Genomic DNA, 12198 nt, shown 5'->3' with positions numbered 1-12198 from the left:
ATCCAAAAACGTCAAAATCAGAAAAATCGTTACACGCAACGCTTTCGGAAAACTTGCTCGTTGCTTCCTGTTTTGCCAGGCTTGCGTGTTTTGTGATGGTGGGAGCTGAGATACTGTTTCACAGGTGTTTGTGTGAAACACGCATAGTCCACTGAAAGAACTTCTGACGCCGTTATAATACAGAAGTTCTGATCCAACCCAGAAACCCACCTCAACTCCCTCCATGCCATCTCTCTCCTCCCGCTTTCCTTCGCCAGCCGGCGGGAATGCACTGGCTCGTCTGTTGTCCAATCCTAGGATTGGGCTTCGCCCGCCGCTTGACCTGGAACGCACCGTTCGGATCACTGCCGTGGTGCTGCTCAGCTGTTTTTGTCCAAGGTTTTTCGTGGACCAGTCAGCGTACGCTGCCGAGCCAGCCGACCCCGATGGTCAATCACTCGGTGACGAAGCTCCGGTCGATTTCAATTCACAGATCCGCCCAATCCTCGTCGCGAATTGCACATCGTGTCATGGCGGGGTGAAGCAAGCTGGCGACGTCTCGTTCATCTATCCCGAGCAGGTGTTGCCGCCGGATGGATGGATAGTGGAACCAGGCGACCCGGATGCATCGATCTTGATCGAACGCATCACGACGGACGATGCCGACATCCGCATGCCGCCCCCGGACGAGCATCCCGATCCGCTATCGCCGGAAGACATTGAGCTTTTGCGTCGCTGGATCGCGGAAGGAGCACAGTGGCAAAACATGTGGGCGCTCACGCCGCTGGTTCCGGAATCATCGTCCGCCGATTCGAAGCCAGAGGGCTCGGGTGAAAGCCATTGGAGAACGCGTCCGCTTGATCAAATCGTGTTGGCAAACTTGGAAGCCAAAGATCTCGCCCCGAGCGAGGAAGCACCCGCTGAACAATGGCTGCGGCGAGCTTCGTTTGATTTGATTGGATTGCCGCCGTCGGAAGAACAGCTCACCGACTTTCTTGCCAAGCTCGATTCCGTCTCATCACCCAGTGAGAAAGAAACGGTTTACGCAGCGGAGGTCGACACGATGTTGGCCAAGTCTCATTTTGGCGAACGTTGGGCATCCGTGTGGATGGACCTTGCTCGCTACGCCGACTCAATGGGCTTTGAAAAAGATCCCCACCGCGACATGTGGCCTTACCGAGATTGGTTGATCCAGGCCTTCAATGCCGACATGCCCTACGACGCATTCACGATCAAGCAATTGGCTGGAGATTTGCTCGAAGACGCAACCGCGGAAGACTGGATCGCAACCGCGTTTCATCGCAACACGCAAACCAACACCGAGGGCGGGACCGACGACGAAGAGTTCCGCATCGCCGCATTGATCGACCGCGTCAACACGACTTGGACGGTGTGGCAGGCCAGCACCTTTGGATGCGTCCAGTGTCACTCGCATCCATACGACCCGATCGAACACAACGAGTACTACGCGTCGTTGGCGATGTTCAACGACACGTTGGATGCCGACCTGCAAGACGAGTATCCGACGATTCGTGTCCCCAATGACCCGTCTCAATTGGAACACGCGATCGATGTGCAGCGACAAGTCGAAGAACTGCGTCATCAACGCAACGCGGTCGGATGGAATGTCGCTCACACAGCAAACTGGCAGTCGCTGGCTCCGGCATCGTTCCAAACCACCGACGGCAAACTGAAGCAGGTCGACAATCAAATCGTGACCGATGGCGGTACCTTTCCGCCCGGAACGAAGTACACCGTCGAACTGGATCTTGAAGGTTTACAAACTCAATTGGGTGAGCAACCGTTGTCGGCGATGAAGTTGGACATCTTGCCGCTCAGCGATGATCCGGCGCAGTGGCCCGAGCAAGGTTCCGTGCTCAGCGAACTCACCGCCGAATGGATCGACGCCGACGGCAACGCCACTCCGGTCGAGTGGGCGGGCGTCATCGCCGATGCGATCACCGGCAGCACCGATCCAGACGATGTCCTTCGCGGCAACGCGTCGGGTGCTGGCGAATACCCAAAGCTGACCGGACCGCGGCAAACCGTGTTGGTGATGCGAGATCCGAGTTCCTGGGAATCGCTGAATGAGAAGTCCATCAAGACGCTGCGATTGACCATGCGTCAGTCCCACTCGACATCCGGAAATGTGGCCACACCGATCCGTCGATTGGAATGGTTTGCGACCACGGATGAGGAAGCCAATCAGTTGCTCGAAAGCGACCAGTGGAAGCAGCTCACCGATTCGCTCGCGCAAGCCCGCAAGGAAGCGTCCCAGGTCAAAGGTCCCAAGTTGCCGATCGTTTTCAATCGTCCGACTGAGGCAGCACGAGAAACACGCGTGTTCGTGCGTGGCAACTGGATGGAACGCGGCGAGAAGGTTGATCCGGCCATTCCAGTGGCCTTCACCCAAGGCACGTCGGTGCGTCCCTCGGACGTGAACAGTCGTTTGGAACTGGCTCAATGGTTGGTTTCCGATGACAACCCGCTGACCCCGCGAGTTTGGGCCAACCGAGTCTGGGCTCAGTTGTTTGGAATCGGATTGGTGGAAACACAAGAGGACTTTGGATCCAGCGGTCTGCAGCCGACCCATCCGCAGTTGCTCGATCACCTCGCTTTGCGACTGCGAGACGAACACCATTGGCATTTGAAACCTTTCTTGCGTGAGTTGGCGTTGTCATCGACTTATCGTCAAACGCATCACGTCAGCAAAGAACTGCAGCAGGCCGATCCGCGAAATCAGTGGTTGGCTCGCGGGCCGCGAACGCGATTGACTGCCGAAATGGTTCGTGATCAAGCGTTGGCTGTGTCAGGATTGTTGACCGAGCAAATCGGTGGCCCGTCCGTCATGCCGCCTCAACCCGATGGCGTTTGGCAGACCGTTTACAGCGGTGCGTCTTGGAAAACCGCGACCGGTCCCGAGCGTTATCGACGGGCGCTCTACACGTACTGGCGACGGACGAGTCCCTACCCGAGTTTCTTGACCTTCGATTCACCCACGCGAGACCTGTGTGCACCACGGCGAATCGCGACCAACACGCCGCTGCAGGCTCTGGTGACGCTGAACGATCCTGTCTACGCCGAATGTAGCAAGGCTTTGGTCAAACAAGCCGCCGCAGTCGAAACCGAGGACGCCAACAATTCGATCGAATCACAAATCGCTCGCATGTTTGTGCTGGTGACACAAAGCCAACCGACGGAATGGGAACTTCATGAACTGAAGGTCCTCTACGACGACTTGGACGAAACCAGCGGCGTCCCCCAAGGCGACGGCAAACTTGACGTGGACCAGAACGCGCTCGCGATTGTGGCCAGCACCATTTTGAACCTCGACAAAGCACTGACCAAATGAATCCTCTTAACGACTCCGTGCGTCTTGGCTTGTTGCAATGGCAAACGCGGCGCCACTTTTTGCAAAATTGTTCGCTTGGTTTGGCCGGGATGTGGTTGGGCAGTCAAGCCAACCCGGTCCACGGTGAGACCGCGCAAGCCGGCGATCCGGCACCGATGTTGGCACCCCATTTTCCACCCAAAGCCAAACGTGTGATCTTCCTGCACATGGCGGGCGGACCGAGCCAGTTGGAATTGTTTGACTACAAACCCGACTTGCAGCAACTCGATGGGAAAGACACGCCGGCCAGCTTCTTGGAAGGAAAGCGTTTCGCGTTCATCCAAGGCGTGCCCAAAATGCTGGGACCGCAATTTCCATTCGCCCAACATGGTGAAAGTGGGGCTTGGGTTTCCGATCGTTTGCCGCACTTTCAGTCGGTCGTCGACAAAGTCTGCTTCGTCAAATCGATGCACACGACCCAGTTCAATCACGCACCGGCACAGTTGCTGTTGCACACTGGCAGTCAGAATCTTGGCTCGGCGTCCTTTGGTGCGTGGACGATGTACGGCCTCGGCAGTGAGAACCAGAACCTGCCCGGATTTGTTGTTCTCGTCTCCGGCGGCAAAACACCGTCTGCCGGGAAGAGCGTTTGGGGATCGGGCTTTCTGCCTTCCGTGCATCAAGGCGTCCAGTGCCGCAGCAAAGGTGATCCGGTTTTGTACCTTTCCAATCCGGAAGGCGTCAGCCGCATTCAGCGACGCCGCGCTTTGGATACCCTGGCCAAACTCAATCGAGAAATGTTTGAGCAAACCGGCGACGCCGAAGTGCTCACGCGAATTTCTCAGTATGAAATGGCGTTCCGGATGCAGACCAGTGCGACCGAAGCGTTTGATCTGACTCAGGAAACCGCCGACGTTCATGCGATGTACGGCACCAACCCCGGCGAAGAATCGTTTGCGAACAATTGTTTGCTCGCTCGCCGGTTGGCCGAGCGCGACGTGCGTTTCATTCAACTGTTCCACTGGGGATGGGACTCCCACGGTGCTGGTGCCAACGAAGCGATCAACAAAGGGTTCCACGATCGTTGCCGTGAAGTCGACCAGCCAATGACGGCGCTGCTGAAAGATTTGGATCAACGTGGCCTATTGGAAGACACGTTGGTTGTCTGGGGCGGTGAGTTTGGACGAACGCCGATGCGAGAGAATCGTGGCGGTCGCGAGATGAAGTTGATCGGTCGCGACCACAATCCCGGCGCGTTCACGATGTGGTTTGCGGGCGGCGGAATCAAACCCGGCGTTTCGATCGGGCACACCGATGACATTGGTTATGAAGCGGTGGAGAACAAGGTTTCGCCCCACGACTTGCACGCAACGCTTCAGCATCTGCTGGGCATCGATCATCACAAGTTGACTTACATGAGCCAAGGCTTGCCGCAACGATTGTCCAACGTGACCCAGCCCTCACGAATCGTGACGGACATGTTCGCCTGAACGGCGTCGCTCGACCTCTTCCGAATACTTCGTTTTGGGAGAGGTGACGGAGCAAGGTCAGAGTAGAACAGTTGTCCCCAACTGTTCCGTCTCGCAAGGTGCCGACGCGAGGTCAGTTTCGAACTGTTTGAGCTTGGAATGGGTGGTGCCGACGCTGGATTGTTGGGGTTCGCACCCGGAACAATTGGGGACAATTGTTCGACTCTGGAAGTGTAGAACAGTTGTCCTCAACTGTTCCGTCGGGCAACCCTCAAGTGTCGAGCCAGGTTGCAACCCAGGCCATTCCCAATCACCGCTTCGAACCGGGGCATGGTGGTTGAATCATGCGGGTTTCTCAAAGGCGGGTGGTACCGTTTGGGAAACTCATCTCATTCCGTTTCGACGGCCCCTACCGGGGCGGCACCGTGAGCCACTTGGCCTGCAATCTCGGGCCTTCCACCCCGAGCGATTCAGGAGGAATCCTCCGGAGCCTTGGATGCGAATTCGCCCTGGATAGGGCCGTCATCGCTAGCTCGGGGTGGAAGCCTCGCAACCGTCTTCAAGGCAAACCAATCGGTCGACTGAAATCAGCCGCTTAGGCCGGGGTAGCGTTGTTGTAGTTCGGAGCGGGCTTCGGCGGCACGATCTGGTTTGCCGACTTTCGTCCACAGTTCCGCAAGCTGTTTCAAAGCTTCCGAGTGCGGGCCGGGGTGAGTAGAGAACATCAACTGGGTATGCAGGTAGGCCAGCAGGGCACCCTCAGTGTCGCCCATGGCAACGTAGCTGGCTCCTTGGGCGTTGTAGATCTCTGCGGCCGTTTCAGTGTCGGTCGGATTCAACTTGGCAATCAGTTCATTGACCATCTCGAGTGCTTCTTTGCCTTTGCCTTGTTTTGCCGTGGCGATCGCGAGGGCTGCTTTGGCGAGCGTTTGAAGACGAGCACCTTCGGATGATTGAACGCCCAGGCCGACGATCTTTTGCAAGTCACTGGCAGCCTCGGAATCTTTGTTCTGAGCCAGCTTTACCAGTGCGTTCAAGTACAGCGATTCGATCTTTGTCTCGGTGGACGGCGCACTGCGAAGCGAACCATAGTACTTCGAAGCCTGGTCATAGGATCCCAATTTGACCGCCAGGTCACCGAGCAATTTGGCGGTGTCATAAAAGTGCCAGGAGTCAGTGTTCTGTTGGATGAAGCCGAGTGCAGTTGATGCCGCGGATCGCAAATCGCCATTGCCGGACAATGCTTGTTGTGCTTGGCAATACATCACGTAGTAGGCGAAGTCCGCTTTTTGAGGCTCGCGGTTCAGTTTGCTCGCATCGACGGTTTTGAGTTCTGCGATCGCTTGGTCAAATTGGTTGTCGATCGCAAACTCTCGTCCTTGTGTCAGTTCACCGGGGTCACCTTGGAAAAGAACCTTTTCGATCGTGCCCGCGTTGAACGTTTGGTCTTTGCCCGACACCGTCATCACAATGCCGTTCTTGCTGATCGATTTGATCTTGCCGAGGACAACCTCACCACCATGAGGGTAGAGGCGGTCGGTTTGAGCCATGACAGGGGACGCAAGCAGCAATCCGAGCAAAACGGCACTACAGCGAATCGAAAGACGAGCGATGGCGAACATGAATGTCAGTGCTTGAAAAGTGAATGCAGGTTGTGAACGCGGTGGGAGATCACGAATGATGTTTCGCGAACGGTTGGGAGGCGGGGTTACTTCAGTCCAACGACGGGTTGCCCCGCGGCTCGTTGAATTTGTTTGAGCAACGCATCAAACTTTCGCCTTTGCTCTTCTCCACCCATTTCTGGATACAGCACAACCAACCCGGTGATGTCCCGAATCGATTGTTCGATGATGGCGTTGTTGTTCATCGCTTTGCCTTGGAGGTATCGGCAAAGAGCAACGTGATAGCGAGACTCAAAGAAAATATCGCGGAACTGTTCGTTGCGTTGAGTGAGCTGACTGATACGCCCCCAACCCCAGATGGTGTTCTTTTTATCCGGTCCGGGGCGGCCGCCACTGAGTGCTGACTTGTACGCACGACCCGCGAATTTTGGTTCTAATTCGCCCGCCCATTGTTCGTAGGTGAGAGCTGCCTCTTTCTGGGCGTCCAGCATCATGGCCTTCTGCTTCAGGACGCTTTCGAGTTCGTTCAGAGCGCTGGAGTACTCGCCGCGCAGACGTTGTGTCTTGCCGAGCAAGAATCGATTGGCGAGGCCGGCTTCCGATGGATCTTTCAAATCGGTGAAGGTGTCAGCGGCTGCTTTGAGCAGCGCGGCGGATTGGCCTTCGGCTTTCGTTTTACCAGCGGGCATGCTCGCCTCGCCCAGTTCCATCAGTGTCTGGCCAACCCACTGCAGGGTCGCTTTGTCATCCGTCGAATCGGCGATCCGGGTCAAGAAGACTTGAAACGCGTCGATGAGTTTCGCTTTTTTGGCCGGAGGAGCTGTGTCGAGCTGTTGGCGGATGTCGTTTGCCAGGGACACGAATGTGCTGACCAAGCGTTTCTCGCCGTCGGCTCCTTGTGCGTTGGAGCGAAGTTCATCGATCGCGCCGGCGGCACGATCGAGCAGTTTGTCGGTGCCTTTGTCGCTGGTTGTCATCAACCCAACGACCGCTTGCAGTTCTGTTCGATACAGATCGGAAATCAAGGACGCGGACGGCTGATCCATCTTGGATCGATTCGCGATGGGGCCGTACTTCGGATTGTCGAGCGTCTTGACCGCTTTGTCGGGAGCGTCGGTTCGAACTTGAATTTTGGCAAGTGTCAGGGCCGCTTGGAATGCTTCCATCGAAACCAATCCGCCGGAGATTCCGTTGAGGCCTTTTTGAAGTTCCTTGGCCGCAGCCTTCATCTGTGTTTGCGACTCCTCCGCTTTTTCTTCGGAGAGCAAACGGATGGAATCGTTCCAGAGCGATTGGCCAAGCAAACGAGCCAGCATGAACTTCTGCGGCCCTTCAGGCATCTCATCGATGAGTTTCCGGCTGCCATCGAAGTCATCGTTGCTCAGTGCTAAACGCACCATGATGTCTTGCGCCGCGGCGGCCTTGGGGTCGTCGGGCCAGATGCGAACAAGATAGTCGCCAACGGATTGAAGTTCATTGAGCCAGTACTCTGCTTCACGATCGCCGGCTTGCGCGATCAATTTCTGAGCGGAGCCAAGTGCCAAAACGCCGCCCACCAATCCCGAGTCGGTTCCCGGGGCGTTCTGCGCGAGGAAACGACCGGTCACAAAGCTATCCCGGAAGTTTTCTTCTTGCTGCAACAAATAGGTTAGGAACTTGCGGGCTTCGTTGACCTGCATGGTGTCCGATTCGGAATTGATCATCGACAGCCCACGCCGCAGGATGATCACTCCGGTTTGACGAGCCTCGACGAGTGACTCTTCGACTTCTTTGATTTGATCTTCAGACGCCTTGTCCGCTCGAAGTCTTTCCAGCTGATCGCTGAGCAACTGACTGGTTTGAACCAGTTGGTTCGCTGAAAGAAACGCTTCGTCGAAGCTGGCTGGATCGTCGGCGGTGGGCAGTTCCACCGTTTCATCGCTGGATTGCACCCCAAGGTCGGCGAGAAGTGTTTTCGTTTCCGCGGAGTGTGGACCATCCACCTTTCTCGCCGACAGCAGAAGTTGTCGTGCGTCGCTGGTGGCTCGCTTCCGCTCGTTCGGTTTGGTGTTTTTCTCGTCTTTGCTTTTGGCAATGAACGCTTTGGCCAATTCGATTCGCAGTTCCTGCGAGATAGCCAATCGTTTCTCATCCGGCCTCAGCGACTTTTCGAATTCCTCGCCCTGTTTGATGGCGTCTTGGTATTTCGGTGGGTCTTCTTCGAGGGCGAGTTTGATCAGGCCGATCGTGGCACCAATCTGTGGCTCGCGAAGCGAATCAGCTTCTCCCTGTTCCAGCATCCGCGTGTAGCTCTCGATTGCCTTGTCTTTTTGACCAAGCAAACGTTCGATGTCACCTCGTTTGTGAAAAGCGGAAGCACCGATGATGTAGTTGTCATACTTTTCGCTCAGTTCCACCATTTCAGCGAGTGCTTTTTCAAGCAACGCTTTGCCGTCTTTCGATGGGTTCTCATAAGTCTTCGCTGCCATCAACTGTGCTTCGCCAGTGTTTTGGCGAGCCATCAAATACTCAAACCGAAACTGATCTCGCAGCGTTGCCTTCTCGGGATCTTTCAGAGGGTCAATTTTGGCGCCCTGCATGCCTTCCAGCTTGGTCTTGAGATCCGACTGGATGTTCTCGAATGTCATTGCGGCCTTCGCATATGCTTCCCTCGCTTTGGATCGCTTTCCCGCATCCAACTCACCGCTCATATGCTGTGCGGCCCGGACCATCTGCAATTTTCCAAGCATTGATCGGGCTTCGCTTGCCCTTTCGTGGGACGAGTTCGCGTCCACATAAGCTTGCAGTTCGGATTCGGCCTGCTCGAACGCTTGATCTCGTTGGCTGTTGCTGCGGGACGCGATGGCGGCATCGATCGATGTCTGGGCCTTTTCCAGCGGGATCGCCGAAAGAATGCCTTGGTCAACGCCAGGAAGGTTGGGCAATCGATCCAAGTACGCGTTGGCCAGATCGTAATATCCCGCCGCACGAAGACGCTTCAAAAATTCTTCAGCAGGTTCACCTTCCGCAACGACGTTGGTCGATGAGTACAGAAAAGTACTGATCGTCATCGTCGCGGCGACCCAGGTGGCTAGTCGAGTTTGACGACGAGACGATGGAGTCTGTGCTGGCATAGTGGGTGCAGACGAGGTGGGAGAAGAGCTTCGGATGGTGTTGCCGCGACCCGTGCGGTTGTGTTGCATCGCAAAGGACTAGATTAAAGTGCGGAAGTACCGGTAGCAACCTTTTGCGGCCGATGTGTCCACGAATCCAACGCGTGACCATGCGTATCCCGAACGAAATCAATCGCGACAATCTCTACCGTCGACGCGGGCGTGGTGGTACTCCCACCCAAACTTACCGGCGGCTGTTTCGGTTGATGCTGGCGTTAGCACTGGTTCTGATGGTGATGAGGCAAGCGGCGCGTCCTGGGGTGTACGCGATTTTCTTTCCTGAAACGATGGTCCCGGTCCAATCTGAGCCCGCATCGCAATCGACGTCGGAACCCGTCTCGAATGAGCCTACCGTCGGCGAATTGTCCGGGGATCAGTTGCGATCGGAGTGGGAAACTGTTCAAGCTGCAGTTGCGGAGCAGATCCTGTCAGAAGATCAAACGCTCGAGAAAGCTCAACGTACTCCCACCCGAATGGAACAGGAGTCGCTCATCGCTCAGGTGGACGACGGAACGGTCTGGCGGGCGGCGGATCAGCCGGCTCTGTGCGTCACGTTGGCATTGCACCGATCGCCCGAGTCTTGGTCGGCGGAGCCACCGTTTGAATCGGTGCTCGAAACGGGATTGTTGCCTTTGCTGCAGCAACCGGATGTTTATCGCGGCCGAACGGTTCGAGCGACCGGAAAATTGGTGAGAGTTGTTTCCGTTCAAGCAAGTACGAACCCTTGGGGAATCGATCGCTACTGGGATTGCTGGTTGCAGCCGGAAGACGGAAGCCAGCGGCCATGGTTGATCATCGTTCCTCACTTGCCACGGGGCATTCGTGAATTGGTGCCGGAACCGGTAGACGATCTGGAGTCCACTGATTCGGTCGACGTTGCTTCACCGTTGCCGACGATCGTGGTCGAAGGCGAATTTTTAAAGCGGCTGTCCTATCAGTCAGCCGATGGCGCGGAACTCACGCCCGTCGTGGTCGGTCATGTGCAAGCGGTGCGGTCCAATGGCAATGCGATCGTCGGTGCCGCACTGCAGTCGGCAAACGCAAAGGCATCGGGCACGCCCACGGTGACACAAAAGCGTTCCCTTTCGCTTGGGATGATCGTCGTGATATCGACATTGATTGGCGTCGCAATCGGAGGTCTGGTGATGTGGCGTTCTTCCGTGTCGCATCGGCGTCTGCGAGCAAAACGTCAACGTGAGCATGTCACGCTTCCGATGTTGGCATGTTTGACGTTGGGGTTCTCGTTCATGACGATGAACGATCCGGTCGTCTTCGCTCAACAGACGAACACGGTTGAGCAAAAGGAGAAGACGGGGGCCGTTTCCAATGATGCTTCGTTATTGGATTTGTTGTCAGGGTTTGATGTCGAGCGGTTGCGGCGACTCGGCGATCGAATGCGAGTAGGAAGTAACGGCAACGCGGCCAGAGACGAACAAGCCAAACTCGTGTTTCGTCTGAAGCGTCTGTCAGATGCCACCCTTGCGCAGCAGTTGAGCGGGAAAGCAGCGTCGGTTGGCGACGCGATCGAGATCAACGGAACGATCGAATCGCTTCAGTACGTGGCTGTGCCCGAGGAACTGATTGAGTTCCTAAGTTTGCGTCAATTGGTGCAGTTGGTACTGGTGAATGATGATGGCATGCAGATCAGGGTCATTGCCGCTCCATTGCCAAAGCAAGTCGCAATCGGCGACCAATTGTCAGGTGTCGGAGTGGCATTGCTCGATGGCGATGATCAGGGCACATCCATCGCGGTCGCGGGAAACCTTCGCTGGCGACCCAAGCAACCCGCATCGCTCGGTTGGCAAGTTCTCGGTGAGTTGGATGTTGATATCACTCGGTTGCCGGACATCGTGGCACTCAGTCGGCGACCCCTGATGGATATCGATTCACAGGTCTTCTTTTCGATGATTGGTGCTGCCAATCAGGCTGGTTCTATTTCCGCTGATAGTGAACCGCTCGGGCCGATCGCTGCGGCCATGCGAGCAGCAGCGGTGGAAGTCAGCCCAACCGATCTGTTGAAGGAGCCCGAGAAGTGGATGGGGCAATGGATCACAATCGATGTCGAGACCGTTCGCTGGACTCGCGTTTCAGTGGAGCTGGACGAGCGAGCCCAGCAGGTAGGCAGCGATCACTACTACCAAATCGACGCGATAGGAGATCTTGGCAACGTGCAATTGAAAATTGCGACGGAAGGTGGCGGTTCCGTCATGATGGAAAATCGATATCCCGTGACATTGGTGGCCGCCGAATTGCCGGCATTTCTCGCGGACGAGAACGCTCTGTCACGAACTGTTTCCAAGCCCGTCCAAGTGGAGGGCTTTTTCTACCGTTTGTGGAGCTACGAATCCGACTTCATGGCTTCGCATGGTGGAAAGCAATTCGCACCATTGTTGATTGCGGGACGCTGGTCGGATCGGACGCCCACATCAAAGGACCCCATCGGCGTCAGTTGGATCGGAACGTTCGCTGCAGTCGGAGTCATCGCAGCAATCTTGGGAGCACTCGCGTTTGCATGGTCCAATCGACGTGGTGACCGATTGGCTCGTCGGCAACGAGTGTGACGCGTTGCCTCGAGTGCGTTGCCCTTGGTTTTTCAACACAGAACAGTCGGTGGACTGTCCTGCGTTGGTTGATGCACCGGATGT

At 56.1% G+C, this 12198-nt stretch carries 5 protein-coding genes; 3 read left to right on the top strand and 2 right to left on the bottom strand.

Annotated elements, in window-relative coordinates:
- Positions 1–223: 223 nt before the first annotated feature.
- Together RB_RS18500 and RB_RS18495 are read left to right on the top strand one after the other, a co-directional pair.
- Positions 224–3331 carry a PSD1 and planctomycete cytochrome C domain-containing protein gene (locus tag RB_RS18500; protein ID WP_011122121.1) on the top strand — a complete coding sequence of 1036 codons (3108 nt, stop codon included), beginning with the start codon at positions 224–226 and terminating at the stop codon, positions 3329–3331.
- Complete coding sequence (locus RB_RS18495; protein WP_011122120.1) at positions 3328–4800, top strand: DUF1501 domain-containing protein; 1473 nt, start codon at positions 3328–3330, stop codon at positions 4798–4800. Before RB_RS18500 ends, RB_RS18495 begins: the two co-directional genes overlap by 4 nt.
- 566 nt (positions 4801–5366) lie before the next feature.
- Here the strand turns inward: RB_RS18495 and RB_RS18490 are convergent.
- Both RB_RS18490 and RB_RS18485 read right to left on the bottom strand, forming a co-directional pair.
- Entirely contained in the window at positions 5367–6401 is a 1035-nt protein-coding gene (locus RB_RS18490) for a tetratricopeptide repeat protein (RefSeq protein WP_011122118.1), read from the bottom strand.
- An 86-nt stretch (positions 6402–6487) separates the two neighbouring features.
- Entirely contained in the window at positions 6488–9451 is a 2964-nt protein-coding gene (locus RB_RS18485; RefSeq protein WP_164922202.1) for a hypothetical protein, read from the bottom strand.
- 212 nt (positions 9452–9663) lie between these two features.
- Here RB_RS18485 and RB_RS18480 point away from each other — a divergent pair, with 212 nt between their 5' ends.
- Positions 9664–12114 (top strand): LapA family protein, encoded by a 2451-nt coding sequence (locus tag RB_RS18480; RefSeq protein ID WP_231845773.1) that lies wholly within the window; start codon positions 9664–9666, stop codon positions 12112–12114.
- Positions 12115–12198 lie beyond the last annotated feature (84 nt).

It is taken from the genome of Rhodopirellula baltica SH 1 (assembly GCF_000196115.1).
Classification (GTDB): domain Bacteria; phylum Planctomycetota; class Planctomycetia; order Pirellulales; family Pirellulaceae; genus Rhodopirellula; species Rhodopirellula baltica.
The sequence above is the reverse complement of the archived record's forward strand: the minus strand, read 5'-3'. Positions and strand labels throughout refer to the sequence as shown.

Bases quoted from the DNA above. Each gene is read 5' to 3' on its own strand.
- RB_RS18490 (WP_011122118.1), bottom strand. From the start codon at position 6,401: ATGTTCGCCATCGCTCGTCTTTCGATTCGCTGTAGTGCCGTTTTGCTC.
- RB_RS18500 (WP_011122121.1), top strand. From the start codon at position 224: ATGCCATCTCTCTCCTCCCGCTTTCCTTCGCCAGCCGGCGGGAATGCA.
- RB_RS18480 (WP_231845773.1), top strand. From the start codon at position 9,664: ATGCGTATCCCGAACGAAATCAATCGCGACAATCTCTACCGTCGACGC.
- RB_RS18485 (WP_164922202.1), bottom strand. From the start codon at position 9,451: ATGACGATCAGTACTTTTCTGTACTCATCGACCAACGTCGTTGCGGAA.
- RB_RS18495 (WP_011122120.1), top strand. From the start codon at position 3,328: ATGAATCCTCTTAACGACTCCGTGCGTCTTGGCTTGTTGCAATGGCAA.